20 protein-coding genes are annotated in these 16923 nt (G+C 39.6%); 9 read left to right on the top strand and 11 right to left on the bottom strand.

Annotation, left to right across the window (positions count from 1 at the left end):
* Window positions 1-276: 276 nt before the first annotated feature.
* From ACZFYI_RS05000 to ACZFYI_RS04965, 8 genes are all read right to left on the bottom strand, one after another.
* On the bottom strand, window positions 277-1164 hold the full coding sequence (locus ACZFYI_RS05000) for a dienelactone hydrolase family protein (RefSeq protein WP_462523020.1): 888 nt from the start codon (window positions 1162-1164) through the stop codon (window positions 277-279).
* A 238-nt stretch (window positions 1165-1402) separates the two neighbouring features.
* A complete protein-coding gene (locus ACZFYI_RS04995; protein ID WP_462523019.1) occupies window positions 1403-2407 on the bottom strand; it encodes a S41 family peptidase in 1005 nt (334 codons plus the stop codon).
* A complete protein-coding gene (locus tag ACZFYI_RS04990) occupies window positions 2404-3222 on the bottom strand; it encodes a hypothetical protein (RefSeq protein ID WP_462523018.1) in 819 nt (272 codons plus the stop codon). The genes ACZFYI_RS04995 and ACZFYI_RS04990 overlap by 4 nt, the downstream gene beginning before the upstream one ends.
* Window positions 3223-3291: 69 nt before the next feature.
* Window positions 3292-4227 carry a DUF4097 family beta strand repeat-containing protein gene (locus tag ACZFYI_RS04985; RefSeq protein ID WP_462523017.1) on the bottom strand — a complete coding sequence of 312 codons (936 nt, stop codon included), beginning with the start codon at window positions 4225-4227 and terminating at the stop codon, window positions 3292-3294.
* Between the two features lie 12 nt (window positions 4228-4239).
* Window positions 4240-5037: a hypothetical protein gene (locus ACZFYI_RS04980; protein WP_462523016.1), complete on the bottom strand. Its 798-nt coding sequence runs from the start codon at window positions 5035-5037 to the stop codon at window positions 4240-4242.
* A 25-nt stretch (window positions 5038-5062) separates the two neighbouring features.
* Window positions 5063-6088 carry an outer membrane beta-barrel protein gene (locus ACZFYI_RS04975; protein ID WP_462523015.1) on the bottom strand — a complete coding sequence of 342 codons (1026 nt, stop codon included), beginning with the start codon at window positions 6086-6088 and terminating at the stop codon, window positions 5063-5065.
* Window positions 6089-6116: 28 nt separating this feature from the next.
* Window positions 6117-6869: a hypothetical protein gene (locus tag ACZFYI_RS04970; RefSeq protein ID WP_462523014.1), complete on the bottom strand. Its 753-nt coding sequence runs from the start codon at window positions 6867-6869 to the stop codon at window positions 6117-6119.
* Complete coding sequence (locus tag ACZFYI_RS04965) at window positions 6862-7431, bottom strand: RNA polymerase sigma factor (RefSeq protein WP_462523013.1); 570 nt, start codon at window positions 7429-7431, stop codon at window positions 6862-6864. Before ACZFYI_RS04965 ends, ACZFYI_RS04970 begins: the two co-directional genes overlap by 8 nt.
* Before the next feature lie 397 nt (window positions 7432-7828).
* On the opposite strand from ACZFYI_RS04965, the gene ACZFYI_RS04960 reads away from it, so the two are divergent.
* Window positions 7829-8437 (top strand): zinc-ribbon domain-containing protein, encoded by a 609-nt coding sequence (locus tag ACZFYI_RS04960; protein WP_462523012.1) that lies wholly within the window; start codon window positions 7829-7831, stop codon window positions 8435-8437.
* A 97-nt stretch (window positions 8438-8534) separates the two neighbouring features.
* Window positions 8535-8669 (top strand): hypothetical protein, encoded by a 135-nt coding sequence (locus tag ACZFYI_RS04955; protein ID WP_462523011.1) that lies wholly within the window; start codon window positions 8535-8537, stop codon window positions 8667-8669.
* Between the two features lie 116 nt (window positions 8670-8785).
* Here the strand turns inward: ACZFYI_RS04955 and ACZFYI_RS04950 are convergent, their stop codons facing one another.
* The 3 genes from ACZFYI_RS04950 to ACZFYI_RS04940 form a co-directional block, all read right to left on the bottom strand.
* Window positions 8786-9634: a carboxypeptidase-like regulatory domain-containing protein gene (locus ACZFYI_RS04950; RefSeq protein WP_462523010.1), complete on the bottom strand. Its 849-nt coding sequence runs from the start codon at window positions 9632-9634 to the stop codon at window positions 8786-8788.
* Window positions 9635-9701: 67 nt separating this feature from the next.
* Entirely contained in the window at window positions 9702-10364 is a 663-nt protein-coding gene (locus ACZFYI_RS04945; RefSeq protein ID WP_462523009.1) for a DUF2306 domain-containing protein, read from the bottom strand.
* 135 nt (window positions 10365-10499) lie between these two features.
* A complete protein-coding gene (locus ACZFYI_RS04940; RefSeq protein ID WP_462523008.1) occupies window positions 10500-11366 on the bottom strand; it encodes a LytTR family transcriptional regulator DNA-binding domain-containing protein in 867 nt (288 codons plus the stop codon).
* A gap of 148 nt (window positions 11367-11514) precedes the next feature.
* Between ACZFYI_RS04940 and ACZFYI_RS04935 the strand changes: the two genes are divergently transcribed.
* From ACZFYI_RS04935 to ACZFYI_RS04905, 7 genes are all read left to right on the top strand, one after another.
* Window positions 11515-12066: a pyridoxamine 5'-phosphate oxidase family protein gene (locus tag ACZFYI_RS04935; protein ID WP_462523007.1), complete on the top strand. Its 552-nt coding sequence runs from the start codon at window positions 11515-11517 to the stop codon at window positions 12064-12066.
* Window positions 12067-12132: 66 nt separating this feature from the next.
* Window positions 12133-12729 carry a YdeI/OmpD-associated family protein gene (locus ACZFYI_RS04930; protein ID WP_462523006.1) on the top strand — a complete coding sequence of 199 codons (597 nt, stop codon included), beginning with the start codon at window positions 12133-12135 and terminating at the stop codon, window positions 12727-12729.
* Between the two features lie 346 nt (window positions 12730-13075).
* Complete coding sequence (locus ACZFYI_RS04925; RefSeq protein WP_462523005.1) at window positions 13076-13618, top strand: Crp/Fnr family transcriptional regulator; 543 nt, start codon at window positions 13076-13078, stop codon at window positions 13616-13618.
* 85 nt (window positions 13619-13703) lie between these two features.
* A complete protein-coding gene (locus tag ACZFYI_RS04920; protein WP_462523004.1) occupies window positions 13704-14597 on the top strand; it encodes an N-acyl homoserine lactonase family protein in 894 nt (297 codons plus the stop codon).
* Window positions 14598-14998: 401 nt separating this feature from the next.
* The gene (locus ACZFYI_RS04915) at window positions 14999-15247 is read left to right on the top strand and encodes an FUSC family protein (protein WP_462523003.1); all 249 of its coding nucleotides are present in this window, start codon (window positions 14999-15001) and stop codon (window positions 15245-15247) included.
* Window positions 15248-15249: 2 nt separating this feature from the next.
* The gene (locus ACZFYI_RS04910; protein ID WP_462523002.1) at window positions 15250-15966 is read left to right on the top strand and encodes a DUF3667 domain-containing protein; all 717 of its coding nucleotides are present in this window, start codon (window positions 15250-15252) and stop codon (window positions 15964-15966) included.
* Window positions 15967-16274: 308 nt separating this feature from the next.
* On the top strand, window positions 16275-16895 hold the full coding sequence (locus ACZFYI_RS04905; protein WP_462523001.1) for a hypothetical protein: 621 nt from the start codon (window positions 16275-16277) through the stop codon (window positions 16893-16895).
* Window positions 16896-16923: the final 28 nt, after the last annotated feature.

Genomic DNA, 16923 nt, shown 5'->3' with positions numbered 1-16923 from the left:
CCGTTATAGGCATTTTTTAAGACGAAATATTTATTACAAACACTGGTTCAGATAGAATGAAAATAGCGGAGCATAATCAAGAAGGCGGCCTTGAACTATAAGCCGGTGTTTTTCTTCCCGTATGTTCTTGGGCAAGTCACTGAGTTGTAGATTGGTCGTTGAAGTAATTTCAACATTTACGTTAAAATTAGCCATCATATGATCAAACTTCCCCCAAAACAAAAAAGTCAGCGGATCCGCTGACTTTTTTGTTGCTGAGCATTTTGAATGTGGCACCTATTTGAGGTTTTTCTTAAAGAAATCAATCGTCCTTCCCCAAGCCAAATCTGCGGCAGCCTTGTCATACCTCGGAGTCGAGTGGTTGTGAAAACCATGATTGACTCCCGGATACATGTGCATTTCATATTTCTTCTTATTGGCTTTCAGGGCTTCTTCGTAAGCCGGCCAACCTTCATTGACCCTTGTGTCCAATTCTGCATAATGAATCTGAAGAGGTGCTTTGATAGTTGGCACTTCTTCAGCTGTCGGCTGTCCCCCATAGAAAGGTACTGCTGCTTTCAGGTCAGGTACACGGACCGCCATCATATTGGAAATCCAACCGCCAAAGCAAAATCCGACTACACCGACTTTACCTGTGCATAAGTCATGCGCTTTCAAAAACTCATAGCCGGCGATAAAATCCTGCAACATTTCTTCCCTGTCACGCTTGGATTGCATCGTACGTCCCTCGTCGTCAGTGCCGGGATAGCCACCAAAAGGCGTCAATGCATCGGGTGCAAAAGCAATGAACCCATCCAAAGCAGCCTGATGGGCAGTATCTTCTATGTATGGATTCAATCCCCTGTTTTCATGGACCACGATGACACCCGGAAGTTTTCCTTTTTTATCTGCAGGCCTTGTCAGCAAGCCTTTCATTTTGCCCGCGCCTTTTGGAGAATCATACTCCACATAGGAGGAAATCAATCTCGGGTCATCTTGGGTAAAGCGCTTTGCTTCGGCATAATTGGGAAGTAAAAATCCTAAAATCGCCGATACCGTCAGTCCCCCGACAGCAAATACCGAAAGGCGGTTTACAAATTCTCTTCTGTCAATTTTGCCATGGACATAGTAGTCATACATGTCAAAAATTTCTTGGCTTAGATCTTCTTTTTTGATTGGTTCCATTTGGTTCAATTCGGATTTAGGTAAAAACAAGGATTAAAATAATACCATAAGTTAGGCATAAACTTGGTAACCTTTAGAACTTTGGCAGATAGAAAAGTTTAAACCGTTGGTGTAATTAAGTATTTCCGGGAATTATTATTGCTTGGAATGACGAATCAACCAATAATTTTATTTTTAGAAAAAAGTAAAGGATTAAAAAATATCTTTAAATCCCTATGGATCAATATTCTAAAATAATTCAGTTTTTTATGTAGTTAATTGCCGCCTCCAGAATAGTATCCTTGTTTTTTTGGACATCAATAGGATCCATCCCTATCATTATATCTACAGGTACCCCTGTCTCAAAATTCAATCCTTGGGCTGTATATCCAATCGAAGAACTATAATTAAAATACCATCCGTTTGGCAATTCAAATCCTGCAGGTACCCCACTTCCCCCTCCTGTATCATCTCCCATGAGGATGGCATTATCGATGTTTTTGATGGCAGCCGAAAAATAACTTCCTGCACTGAATACCCTTCTATTTGTCAATACAACGATTTTTCCTGTAAAATTCGGGCCTTCGGAATAAGGATCGAGAAATACTTTTTCTATTTCGGTAAAATCGTTTCTTCCAGGTCCATTTTTGAATTGACTGGAATAAATGTGCGTCCTTTGGCTTATAATCCTTGAAAGGATTTTTAGGCCGTTGGCAGGATTTCCACCTTCATTATTTCTAATGTCAATAATTATTCCCGGAAGGTTTATAAACCTATTTATCACTGAATCCATTTCAAAATTCGTAATTGGATTTGTGAAACTCCTATAATAAATATACCCAACACCCTGTATTTCATGGTTAAGTAAGTGACCAGTGATTCGTGAACCTTCAAGGTAATTCCTTTCCAATAAATCATAATTGAAATTTGGAGGGGCATCCAGATATTGTTGGAACCTTGAAATATCAAAAGGAGACCTAAGATTCACATGACCGTCACGAAGTTCGGAAAGCATTTCTGTTAGAATATCAAAAAACTCTTGGTCATTAGTTGCTGAAATTGCCCTGCTTTTATAAGATTGATACGATGCATCCCAATCAATATTTTTGTATTCAAAAAATGAATACCGTTCGTTCAAGGTACTCCAGAGAATATCAAAATTTGATTCATACGAATTGACAGGATCATTGTCCATCCATATTAATTCACACGAACTTAATCCTCCTATAATTAACAGCCATATTAAAATGAGTTTGTTTTTCATTTTGTTTTCAACAAAAAGTTTAAACTAAATGTGTGGCTTGTAGCTGAAAGCGAATGGGGGTTTTTGAAGGAATAATTATCCCATTCATAACCAAATTGAATCCTGTTTCCGCTAGAGATAGGATAGTCCATCCAGATTCGTGATTTAATTCGAGGAAAAGAGAAAAAGGAAACAAAATAACCGTTTTGATAAAATTCCTTTAGGAAGGGGATTTCGTGGTTAATAAAGTTCGGAACACCGGTATAGTTTGGACGTATCAGATACCCAAAAATTGGAATAGACAACTTGAAATTTCCTTTGATTGGTTTATTAAAGAAATTGAAATCCCTTGTGTACAAACCGGTTGCATTCAGAAACCCCCCACCCTCAAAATTGATCATGCTGCTGTCCCACCTTTCATTTAGTCGAATACTTAGTAAATGTGAAATAGTTCCGCCTAAGTATATCTTGGCCCCATTATCAAATGTGGAAATATTCCGGAGGTTGGTGTAAGCAATTTCATTCCAATAAAAAGAGGATTTGGGAGGTACGAACCTTCCCCCGTTTTGGGAAGGTTCGTAAATCTTGGTAGAGAGAGATCCAATACTGCCCTTGAACTCAAAAAAACTAATGCTTTTGGTTCTATTTCTTTGGTGGTTGAGATTGAAGTAGAGGTTGGTACCTGAATACCTCATTGGCGAAACTACCTTGTCCACTATCTTTTGGGATTTCAGTCCTAGTCCCAGTCCCCAAAATGATTCTATTGTTTCATTTTGTGCGATGGAAGGGTAAGATGAAGCCAAAAGTAAAACTAGAACTATGATTTTTCGATACATAGATTTTCAAAATCACTGTGAAAACACCTTAAAACATTGAGTTCATGGCTAATTTTTAATATCCTAAAATCAGTTCACTATTGAAATATTACCCGAAGTGATGCTTCCCCGGATTTCAGTGTTTGCGCCGTTGTCGATATTCAGGTTTCTGCCTCCTCTGGAATTGCCGACAGTGATATTGCCTGAGCTGGCACTGAGGTTGTAATTGAAATCTCTGAGGTTGGAAGGGGTTTGGATTTTGAAATTACCAGAGGTTCCGCTGAATCTGGTTTCTGTACCCAATCCGGCATTGGTAGCAGAGACATTTCCGGAAGTCACTTTCAAATCGCCCAACAGGGATACGTTTTCCAGCTTGGCATTACCGGAAGTCAGACTCACATGGACTGTGCCTTCCACCCCCGCAATACTGATTCCGCCGCTTCCTGATGAATAATAGATGTTGCCTTTGATGTCCTCCATCTTGGCAGATCCGGAACCGACATTTCCTTTGACATTGCCTTGGATTCCTGCCATTTTGATGGATCCTGAACCAGCATTTGCCAAGATGTCTGCACTGATGTTTTTGGCGGAAACACTCCCTGAACCAACAGAGAGGTTGATACTTTCAGAGGAGACATTTTCCACATAGACAGAACCTGATCCTCCCTTCATATCCAGACTCATACCTGAGGGTCCGGTGATTTTGATATGTCCTTTGGTTTTATTGTTCCAGTTGTTGCTGCTGTTATTTACCTTATGGGAAATCTTCAACACATCCCCGAGGGTGACGAATACGATATCCTGGTCATCATTGGTAGATTCTAGAAAAGCATTTACAGAGACATCGGTATTGGACCCTCCGATGTATTCCACTTCCAACTGACCTCCAGAAACTTCAATTCTGGAAATACCTGAAAAGGATTTGGTGACGTCCACGATTGTTTTGACTTGTGCAAAAACCGGGGAGACTGCAGCCGTTGCCAAAATCACGAACAGCGCGAATGATGATTTAATGATTGTTTTCATAGTAAGTTGGTTTTAAAGGATGAAACCAAAGCTCAAAGCATTAAGCTTTGGTCCTTTGTTTTCTTGGAAAGTTTCGTTGAGATCATAATTGAAATAAAGGGTCACATCGGCTACGCTGACTTCGGCCCTCAGCCCATATCGGAAATCAGAGGCAAACATATTGCCTAACTGGAATTCTTTTACTCTGTTACCTTGTGGATCACGGTATACAAATTTACCTCTTCCACCCAACCTATAGCCGGCAAAAGGTCCGACACCAAAGCTAAAATTTCCATTGGTAGTCTGCACTGTAGGCACTAGGCTGATATTGGCATATGAGGCGGATATTTTGGATTTTGTCCCGGTACCGGAGGGATGCTCGACAAAAATCAATCCCTCATCGCCCCTCAATGCCTGCAGGTTTCGGTCTTCAAATTTGAAGTTGTACCAGCTGACGCCGATGGTGGATTTGAGGTTGAAGTTTTTGCTAGGCTTGTAGGTATAATGGTAATTGATGGCAGGATTCCAGCTTCCCCATGGTTTCACTGCCGGGGCAGCATCATCTCCGATCCAGGTGTTGATACCGATATCCATTGTCAGGCCGTTACTGGACTTTTTGGCTTTGGAATGGTATTCAGTATAGCGGTCGTCTCTTGAGACAAATTCCCAAGTTTTGGTGCCTTCAGCATTTTTATAGACGATTATATCTGTATTGAAAAGCGTAAAATTGTTGGTTTTTAGCGGAACTGCCTGGGTTGAATCCGACTCCTGGGCAAAGCCCAGGGTAGTCAGAAACAGAAGTGGAATTAATATCAGTGTGGTCGTTTTCATTGGCTTAGTGTTCAAAAAAAGGGACTTAGAATATAATTCCGAAGGTGATAGGATTCAGTTCAGGTCCTCTGCCATCTTGGAATAGTTGGTTGAAATCGTAAGTGGTAAAGAAATTGACCCTGCCAAATCCGACCTCTCCTCGGATACCGTACCGGAAGTTGTTGAGGAAAATCCCGGTGTTCAGGTGTTCTTTTCTCCTTCCGCCTCCTTCGAGCGGACGGTAGACGTATTTGGAGGTTCCGCCCAAGCGATAGCCTACATAAGGTCCTGCAGCAAATCTCAATCCCTTTCTTCCCTGATCATTCATTCTTCCAAGATCCAATTTGAATAGGCCCATGGTGGTCAGGTAAGACGCAGAGATTTTGCTCTTAAACCCTGCAACATCATTTCTTTGGACAAACTCGATCATATCATCTCCTCTCACAGCTTGGAAGTCGGTATTTTCAAATTTGAAATTATACCACTGAACTCCCATGCCTAGGTCAAAGCGGAATCCTTTGCTGATTCTTTGGCTGGCAAAGAAGTTAAGTCCTACATTCCAGCTGCCCCATCCTCTTACAGAATATGGTTGGGAGGTTCCTGGAAATTGCCCGTTATTGTCCAGGTAGTTGTTGAGTCCAAGGTCTACAGCAAAATAGGTCCGGAACGGTGGGTCGCTTTTTTTCTTAATCCCGGTTTCCACTTTTACCCTCGTGTTGGGGCTGGATTCATCTACCAGAATCCGGATGCCGGCCACTGATACCTCGGTTTTGTTCCAGTCCTCAGTTACTTTGACGATTTCGCGGGATCCGTTTTTTCCGGAAACTTCCACGACGACAAGCTCCCCGGTTTTTTCATCTATCTGCAGGTCAAGCTCAGAGATGATCTGGTTGATGTTCATTTTTTTGAGCCGCTCAAAATCCTCTTTGTTGTCCACGACAAGGACGATTTTTCCCGAAGTTCCAAACTCCACGATGATGGTGTCTTTTGGAGCCAAAAACTCCCTGTCCGTACTTCCGAATGCAAACTGCACCAGTCCGAGGAAGCAAAATAATAATAGGTATTTTTTCATGATGGTTTACGTTTTCAATTTTGGCGGATTATTTTCTTTCTCTTCTGGAGGTATTGTTGCTTACAAACAAGTTGTCTTTTGCATCCTGCAGGTCTGCAAAACCCTGTTCTACTTTGTTGAGCAATCCTCCTATTTTTTCTACTTTATTTTCAATTCCTGCTATGAGCCCCTGCTTTTCAGGCTCTTCTTTGATCCCGTTGGATTTGATGGTGATTTTGTAAGTCATCACTTCTTCTTCAACTTCGACGTTATTTTGGGCAATGGCTTCAGTGACATTGAGTTCGGGAATTACGATCTCAGGGGTTTCCACAAATGCTTCATCGATTCTTTCCTCAGGCCTTTCCGCTACTGCCAGCAATTCCTTTGGAGCTTCTTTTATCTGCGGCTTGACAATGACAGATTTTTTTATTGGAGCTGGAACAGTTTTGTCTGATTCCTTTGCCTGTTCTCCTGTGGTCTCTTTTGATTCCTCAATGGATTCGGGGTTTGCCGGAATGGTTTCTTCCAAGGTTTCAGAACTCTCATCCTCAATAGGAGTGGTCAGCTCTGAGGTAAGTGGAAGGCTGCTTTCAGATTCCAAATTTGACTGCCATACCACGTAGCCCACTGCAAGGAAAAGAAGCAGTGAAGCGGCAATTCCCATAATGGGAAACCATATTCCTTTATCTTTTTTCGGCAGTTGCCTTTCAAGTCTTTCCCAAGCGAGTTGGGAAGGTTTTTCTTCATGTTTGGCCAGCCTTTCTTTGAAGAACTGATCGAAGTTTTTATCTGTGTTAGCCATTGATTCTCCTTTCTTTGATTTGTTGATCGGCTATTTTTTGTTTCAATGTATTTCTTGCCCTGTTGAGTTGGGATTTCGAAGTGGATTCTGTAATGCCAAGTAAGTCGGCGATTTCAGCGTGGCTATAGCCTTCGATGGCGTACAGGTTGAAAACCGTCCGATATCCCACCGGCAATCCCTCTACGAGATCCATGAGTTCCGCGGCTTCGAGATGGTTGAGTTCATAATGGGAATCAGCCAATTCCAAGTGGCTTTCCATATTCACTTCCATGCTCAGGTTGCGGTTGTTGCGAAGGGTAAGCAGCGATTGGGTGACGACGATGCGTTTCATCCAGCCTTCAAAGCTTCCCTTGGCTTCATATTGTGGTAGTTTTTCAAAGATCTTCATAAAGCCCTCAATCATGACATCCTCAGCCAAATCTCTGTCCTTGACATATCGCAGGCAGATGGCCAAAAACTTTCCCGAGTAGGACTCATACAAGTGCTGCTGGGCTTTTCGCTCACCCTTTAAGCAACCTTTGATGATGTCTGTTTCAGTGGTAAAAGTTTTTTTGAATAACATTACTATTGGCTTTCAAATAGGTAGATACATGTCAGTAAAAATAGGTTGCACCGGAATGTGAAAAAAGGTTAAATTTTTTTTCAGTGATTTAAAACCTAACCTGAAGTCAAGGTATAAAATTTCTTTTTTTAACTGATAATCAATGGGAAAAAGGTCTACAATTTCTAATTGGTTTACAATGGCTGCTTTTTGATTATCATATTTATATCAAGCAACTGTTTATTGTTTTTGACTTGTTGAAAAAAAAATGGTGCCCTCCAAAAGATTAACAATTTCATAAAAAAATACACCTGTATCACCAGGGTAAAATTTTGAAAATGACCCTTCTCAAATTAGATTTACATCCCTAAATATCCCTTTCCGGAAGAGAAAGAAAAAATTATTAACAGTATCAAAAATGGTTGTATTTGGAAGTAAAGCGACAGAAGTTGCAACAGAAGTCATCCAAGATAAATGCTCAAACTGCGGAACACAAAACAGTGTTCGGATGACGGTTTTCCAAAAATATGCACATGTATTTTGGATTCCATTTTTTCCGATCGGAAAAACAGGTCTGACACAATGCAGCCATTGTAAGCAAGTTCTTGAAAAGAAAGAATTCCCCGTTTACCTCAGAAGCAATTATGAAATCTTAAAGCAGAAAGGAAAGACCCCGGTCTGGACTTTTTCAGGGATTATTTTATTCATTGCTTTTTTTATTTTCGGAGGAATCATGAGTAAGCAAAGGGAAGAGAAAAATCTGATGTTAATTGCCTCACCACAAGCCGGAGATATTTTTGAAATAAAAATCGACTACAAGCAGTATACTTTATATAAAGTCGAAAAAATTGATGGGGATACCGTTTTTGTTTTGTTAAATGATTACGAGACAAATAAAAGACGGGGACTTAAAGACTTAAAAATCAGAAGGGATGAGTCATTTTCAGGAGAATCGATTCCCATTCTCAAGGCAGATCTTAAAATGATGTTGGATGATGGGGAAATAATGGACATTGAAAGAAAATGACAAAAGCCAGAATCCGGATTTTTCTATTTGCAACCTCACAATATTGGAAATAGGCAACATCTCCTTTGACATCAAATAATCGAAAGTTGACCCGACAATGATAATCCTGTGGGAGTGCTTTAAAACCGAACAGGCATTCCATGACCATTTGAACTCAAAACACCTTCAGGAATTTTTGGCACTTGACTTAGTCCAACTTGAAAATGGATATGTCACCGACAATATTGAATAAACATAGACAAAATGCCAAATTTGGATACCTAAACAGAGCTTCAAATATTGATCATTTTGCAAAGGGTTGAGAGGAAAGAGATTTAAAATGGCTTTTCATTTGCAACGTTTTATCTCCTACTTGGCTGATTCCGCTATGAGCACCATCGAGGAGGACATGTTTGGAAAAACCTTCCATTTGTTTTGGGCGCCATATTTATAGTAATGTGTTTGAAACAGTGCAGGCATGGAAATATTCAACCCAAAACTGTTTCCCCGCTTGCTTGCCCCAACCCACTCAATACTTGCGACAATGGTACCGCTCAGCACGATGTTTTCTTCTTCCAGGTCAAATGTCACCCAACCGCTTTTATGGGCTATTACCTGCCTCAGGATGGGTTTTTGGTTCAAAAACTTTGAAGGTTCACCAGATTCCAATTCATAAAAATTTACCCGGAACATGAGTGTATCAAAATTGTTGAAACCCACATAGAATTTCAATTTTGAAATGAAGTTGGGTTCATCCCCAAGACGAAACTTTCGGCCAATTTCTGCACCTAGGTTCATATTGGGTTTATCGCTGATGGCAAGGTTGGTTTTCATGGCGGTTTTTTCATCCTTATTTCCATACTCTTTTTTTACCAAAATCCCGGATTTGACCACCATCTCCTGAAGCACAAGTGTATTTTCCTTCAGCTTGATGTTTAAGGGTTTGGTATAATTTTCGTCTGAAAGGATCATTTCCACAGGTTCAAAGCCCATACAAGAGATCTTTAGCGGGATTTTATTGTCCGGGATTTCATTGAGATACAGTATAAAATCCCCCTCAACAGCCGACACTGTCCCGATCGAGGTTCCTACAAAACCGATACTCACAAATGGAATCGGGCGGTCATTTTCGTCAGTTACTTTGCCTGTTATCAAAAATTCAGCTTGGACGATAAAAGGAAGAACGATAAAGCAGCAGGTGGAGAGGAGTTTTTTCATGTCGCTATGGTTTATTTGGTGAAAAAGATTGTTTTAGATACTTATGAGAATTTTTGCTTGCCTGGTTTTAGGAATTGATTTTAAGTTTTTTGTGCCATGCCCTGCTTGCCCGTGATATCAATATGGATCCTACAAGGGTAGGGGCAAGCCATATGATCCATCCCGGAGTGAAATTCACATTGGTTACCAGGAAAGCCGTCAGGGTAGCAATGTATGCCCCACCCATCAGTCCGATATGCTTGACCAGCCATGTCTTATTATTCGGTTGGAAGCTTGGGTTTTTCAAGATCATGCGCACATCACGGATGGCAAACCCCATAAGGATCGCCCCAAAAACCGCCATCACAGAAACTGAAAAAGTATTGGTTTTCAGCATTTGGTAAATGGGTTGGACCACCATCCCTGCCGATACCAGCAAGCCAATGCCTGTAGGAACAATGTCTTTCCATCCGATACGGTAAGCTTCCCTTAACCGATAGTAAAAGATCGAGCGCTGACCTGTATATGTCATATAGAGGGTGAAAATCCCGACAGTGAAGAGGAAGGGATTGGATTTGAGTTGCGTCATCAAAATGGCCGAAGTGCCGACGGCATACATCATCAAGACGTACCAGTTTCCGGATTTCAGGTGGTTTTTTTGACCTTTTCGTGAAGCAATGGCCATCGCGCCAAACAAAAGGGCCAAAAAACCCGCTACGATATGGATGATAAGAATAGATTGGAAGAGCATAAGTGTTGTCGTTTGTTTCTCAAACTTATGCAGGGTTCCTATCAGAGAAAAATAAGAGGGCTAGAAGGAAAGGATTTGGGACAAATAACCAGATTAGGGCTGAAAAACAAGGTTTTTGGTGCTAAGCAGCAAAGCTCAATCAAGCAGATTTTTGATTTTTGATACCATATTCCGTGAAACGGGGATTTCGTTTTGGCCGAATTTGAGTCTGAGTTGTAAGCCTTGGGCATTGCCTCGGAAGCTTTCCAAAAAATCCAGATTGACTAAAAAGGCCCTATGGCAGCGGACCAATCGAGGCAAACCTTCTACATCTGTCTCCAACCTGCCCAATGTGCTCCTCACCATGGATTTTTGCAAACTGTTGTCTACTAGGTGATAAACAGCAACATAGTTATCTGCAGTTTCAGCATAAACCAAATCCCTTCCATCGATTTCCAGGTCATCTTTTTTCAGTTCGGAATGGATTCGGAGTTTGTTGTCTTGGCTTTGACAATTGGGTGTTTGTGCTTTTGAAATACTTCCCGATAAGTCATTTGCCGTTTGGATGTTTGATCGGAGTAGGTGGGTATATTTAATCATCATGTAAAAAATGATGGGAAAGAATCCCACGCCCAATGTATATAACTGGAAAAAAAGGAATCCTCTTAAATTTAGTCCAATGCTAAACATGTAATTGGAATAGAGGATATTGAAAACACCTATCAGAAAAAAATTGAACATGGTAATGAGGAGTTCCCGTCCAAAAACCCAATGATTCTCTTGGAAATACTTTGGAAAAAGATTCCGTATGGCCACAGTACCTAGCACGATGGTGAAAAAAGTGATCAACCCATAAGTGGAGGTTACTTTCAATAACCCGTCTAATGTCCCGGAACTCAGTCCGAAAGGTTGGAAAAAAGATAAAAACAGAAACACAAACACTGACACAAATGCTGCAAACCAGGTCATTTTCCTGATCGAATTCAATGGGTATGGTTCTTTAAGCAATTGGATTACCCACATAACATTCAAATTATTGGAAGTAGAAAGATATGTTCAAATGAATGGAAAGGCAAGAGGCCGATAGGGATACTTGTAATTTTGAATTCATCATACTTCAACTTGGATGACTTTTTTAATGTTTGACTTATCTTAGCATTTTAAAGAAAACATGGGAAAAAAACTTGAACACATTACGCCCGAGTTGGCTGAATTTATCCAACAGCAGAAAATATTTTTTGTCGGTACAGCAGCTGAAGAAGGCAGAGTGAATATTTCCCCCAAAGGAACTGATTCATTTCGGGTCTTGGGTCCTAACAAAATTCTGTGGCTCAACCTCACGGGAAGTGGCAACGAAACTGCTGCCCACCTGATCAAAAACAACAGGATGACGGTCATGTTTTGTGCTTTTGAAGGCAAGCCGATGATCCTGAGGTTGTATGGGACAGCCAAGATTTACCATCATCGCGATGCGGAATTCGATGGGTATGTTCAGTTATTTCCTCCTGTATCAGGTTCGAGGCAGATCATCGAAATGGAGGTTGACCTGGTGCAGACTTCCTGCGGTTTTGCGGTTCCCTATATGGATTTCAAGGAAGAGAGAACGATACTTAATTCTTGGGCAGAAAAGCAAGGCGAGGAAGGAATCAGGAATTATTGGGCAGAAAAAAATGTGAAAAGCATTGACGGCTTTGAGACCAAAATCCTGGATTGGGACGTTTAGCAGTGATTTGGGATAGAAAATTTATGGAATTGAGAACGGTTCATATCCTTTGATCAAAAAAAGAAAATGGAAAAAGAAACAGAAACTTTCTACCCCAAAAGCCGACAGGAATGGAGGGATTGGCTACAGGAAAATCACTCCATCAAACAGTCCATTTGGATTATTTACTACAAAAAAAAGTCAAATGCTCCGACTGTCGCCTACTCGGATGCAGTAGATGAAGCGCTTTGTTTTGGGTGGATTGACAGCAAGCAAATGCCCTTGGACGAAGAAAAATTCATGCAGTTTTTCAGCAGAAGAAAGCCCAAGAGTGTTTGGTCGAAGATCAATAAGGAAAAAATCGATAAGCTGATTTCTCAAGGTCTCATGACCGAAGCGGGGTTTAAAACGATCGAAATAGCCAAGGAAAATGGCTCTTGGACGATCTTGGATGAAGCGGAGGCCTTGATTATCCCAGAGGATTTGGAGGCTGAATTCCAAAAGACACCCCGGGCAAAGGATTATTTTTTGGGACTGAGCAGGTCCGACAAGCGGAATATCCTCCAATGGCTTGTATTGGCCAAGAGGTCTGAAACCAGACAAAACCGGATCAAAGAAATCGTGGAACTAGCTTCCCAAAACCTCAAGCCTAAGCAATTCCGATCTCCCCAAAAAGGCAGCTAAGCACCTATTTTAAACCTACAGGCTTAGGCTTTATACCTTTAGCTTACTTAATTTGTTTTTATTCCTTAAATTTTCATTCCACTTTTCTTATCTTGATTCTTGGTAAGCATAGGGAACAGGAAAAAGGCCATTTGATGGATTGGATTAAAAAATGTTTTTTAGTTTTATAGGAAACCTTTCCCCTATAACAGGAAAAAGAGCAGGAACCATGGAACCTTTCTTCCAAAGGACAACCTCATTCAACATCCACTAAACGCAATATCGGAGACTGCCAAATGGTGCGGAGCTGTACAGCGTTTGGTTCACCGTTAGTCAGAACTATAAAAAGCCGACATCTGAAAAATAAATGGAAGAATTGACAGCAAAAGAAATTGAAGCTTTCACAAAGAATTTTGACAGCAGGACAATAAAAAAGAAAACTAATCTTTTGACAGCTGGGAAAATTGCTAAAGAAGTTTACTTCATTAAAAGTGGCTGCATCAGACTTTTCTATGAAAAAGACGGAGAAGACATTTCAGCTTACTTTTTTACAGAAAAGATGTTTGCAGGAGCTTACGACAGTTTTATCTCTCGAAAGCCAAGCAGACACAGTATCGAAACCATTGAAGATTGCGAGGTTTTGGCAATAAACTACAATGACTTTCAACAGGTATTAAAAAGTAATCCAAAATTGAATGAGTTGGTAAGAAAAATATTAGAAGAACGCTTTGTTTCTCTGCATGACTTATTTACTTCGCAGATTCTCGACAGCCCCGAAGAACGTTACATTAAACTCCAAAAAGAAAGACCTGATTTGATTAACCGAATACCCCAACATCAAATTGCAACGTATCTTGGCGTGACCCCTGTTTCATTAAGCCGAATCAGAAACAGAATAGCAAAAAAGTAACTTCTTCGCTTCTTATCTTTTGTTATCGTTTTGACCTTCTGACTGCATCTACTTTTGTTTCATCAAATTACTAAGATTCAAAAAGATGGAACAAATTCAAGGCATATTGCCAACATTCAAAAATGTGACAACAACGGTAAAACTGAAAGGCAAAGACGTTAAAATTCATGGGCTATGCACTGGCTGCGTAGCTGTGAAAACAAACTTCAAAAAGAAAAAAGGTATAGGCGAACTTGCCAAACTGAACATTCTATTAGATAAAAACTACACCAACTATTTGCCCATTTGGGTTTGGGTGATTGAGCATCCAGACGGACTAATTGTTATTGACACAGGAGAAAACGCTCAGGTGGCTGACTTGGACAAATATCTGGAAAAGGAAAGTTGGTTTTTACGTTTTCAATTCAAAAATGCAGCTAAATTTCAAATACAGGAAAAACAAGAATTGAATCATCAATTTTCAAGTGTCAATTTAAGTATTGACGATGTTAAGTTGGTTGTGCTGACGCATCTTCACCTTGACCACACTGATGGTTTGAAGTTTTTTCCGAAGCAGGAAATAATAGTTGGTGACCTTGAATATAAACGTGCTGACAGCAATATGCCAAGCACATATCCAAAAAGGTTTAAACCCAATAAAGTGACTTATCAAAACGACAAAATTGAAATATTCAACAAGGCATATCCAATCACGTCCAATGAAGATTTATTGTATATCCCAACTCCTGGTCATACCATCGGACACAGTTCCATACTTTTCAAAACAGACAATTTTGACATAATTTTTTCTGGTGACTCCTCATACAGCCAAGAGCAAGTATTAATGAATGAATTAGCAGGGGTTAATGCTGACTATAAATTGACAGCTAAGACCTACCAAAATATTGTTGACTACTGCAGACTAAGGAAAACAATCTATTTGCCTACACATGACGAAAACGCAGGCCAGAGACTTTTAAACAATACTTTCCTATCCTAACAATAAAAATGGCAGCCGCTACATCGGTTTTGCGTCAGGCGGGGTGAGGTACTTCTATTACCAATTTTATGTATAATTGGAGTGCAGTTCTTCGTATCAAACTTATTGCTAAAAAGCCAGCCCGAACGCAAGGCCCGAAACCGTTGAATGAAATTCCCCTTACTTTAATCTGATTTCGTCAGCTCACAGTATTCAGGAACCTTGACTCTTTTTTGCTAAATTTCTCACACGCTCTGAAAGGCTGATTAACCAAATCCTAGGCATCGAAATCTGCCTAATTTGAGGGTTTTTCATTACTTTAGACAGAATTGTAAACAATAAAAAACTGTAAATAGTTGGATCCATAAAAGATTTTAAAGACTTCTAAAAATGATTTGAACTTTACAAATTCCAGCAGCCAAATGGAACAAAAAGAACTATCAGAATTATCAGACCAAGAATTATTGGAAGAAGCGAGGAAAATGAAATCAGCTTCTATACTGCATGCCGCCTTAATAGGTGTCATGATAGGAATTATAATTTATAGTGTTCTAAAAAACACTTGGGGTTTTCTCACCCTTATTCCTTTGTACTTTATTTACAAAATGACAAAAAAATCTGAAAGAAATGAAGCCCTGAAAAAACTATTGAAAGAACGAAACTTAAATTAAATATGGACGAAACTTGTAAAAACTGTAGTACAGAGGTGGCTTCCAATTATTGCCCAAATTGTGGTCATCCCAAAGCTTTGACAAGAATTGATGGGCAGTATTTGCTTGAAGAAATTCGTTCTGTCTTAAGTTTTGAAAAAGGCTTTTTGTTTACAATTCGGGAATTAGCTACCAATCCGGGTAAAAACATAAAAGATTTTTTGAATGAAGACAGAAACAGGTTGGTAAAACCAATAGTGTTTCTTGTGGTTACCTCTCTGATTTATTCAGTTTCGAACAGTATTTTCTCCTTTGAAGACAGTTATATAAAATACACAGACGTAAAAGAATCTGCTACACTTTCAATTTTCCAATGGGTACAGGGAAATTATGGCTATGCAAATATTATCATGGCCTTTTTTATCGGAGCTTGGACAAAACTGTTTTTCAGAAAACATGAAGTCAACATCTTCGAAATTTTAGTACTTCTTTGTTTTGTAATGGGGATGGGAATGTTGGTGTATTCGGTTTTTGGAACTGTTCAAAGTTTGATAAATATCGACTTGATGCAAATTGCAGGAATTGTTGGATTCATTTATTCTTCCTGGGCAATTGGCCAATTTTATGGAAAAGGAAAAATTGTCAATTATGTCAAAGCATTTTTAGCTTACATCGTGGGCATGATAACCTTTACTTTAACAGCAATACTAATCGGGACAATAATAGACTTACTTGTTTGAAAATAAAATAGAAATTACACTTGAAAGACACAAAAGCTAATAAAAACCGGATTGTCTCATCCTGAAAAAAGTTTACAGATTAGGCAGATGATCCTGAAAGAATTGTTTTTGCTGATATGTTCGTCAAGAGTTGAGAGGTTCATCTTTTGGCGGTCAATGCCTTTGATGTGTTGCATGCAGAAGTTCATTACAAGGGAAAAAATCCTTATCTGATTTTACTAAATTTACCAAAGCTGTGAAACATGAGAACTAAAAGAAATGGGACTTTTTTCACGGTCTGACCTTGAAATCCTCAAAAGACAATTTTTATGAGAAAGAATTTCTATTTTATAATGAGTTTGATTTTCTGGCTATTTATGATGGTTGGATTTTCGGACAATTGGCTAACTGACATCGGTCAAAAAAGTAATTTCATTGCTAAATTCTTGATTCATGCATTTTTTGCTTTTAGCTGGTTTACGCTGCTTGTATTTCAGACCGGATTGATAAGCAAAGGGAACATTCGCAAGCATATAAGTTTGGGCATATTTGGCATGGTGGCTTTTGTTGGTATGTTTTTTACCATTGGCTATATCTACCTCGATCGCTTTTTGGAAATAGGCCATATGGTCCCTCTGAGCAAGATGGTATTTTCCCAATATCTTTTTGCAAGTGTTCTGATTGTAATTGGTTTTGTAAAAAGAAAGACAAATCCGGTTATTCACAAAAGTCATATAATTATCGGGTCGCTTTTTTTGATTCAACCTTCAGTTGACAGGACAATAGGGAAGTTTTTTGACGAATATTTTTTATTTACTTTTTTACTGACTTACCTAATTTTATTTATTCTTTTCATCTGGTACTATAAAAAAGTTAATTGGCAATTGGCAGTTGGTTTCCTGATTTGGTCTGCCGGACTGATTAATTTATTAAATAGCGGAGATTTTTAGTAAAAAAGAAAACATTCCTACTCGGTAG

Source organism: Aquiflexum sp. (genome assembly GCF_977115555.1).
This window is presented reverse-complemented; position numbering and strand designations above follow the sequence as displayed.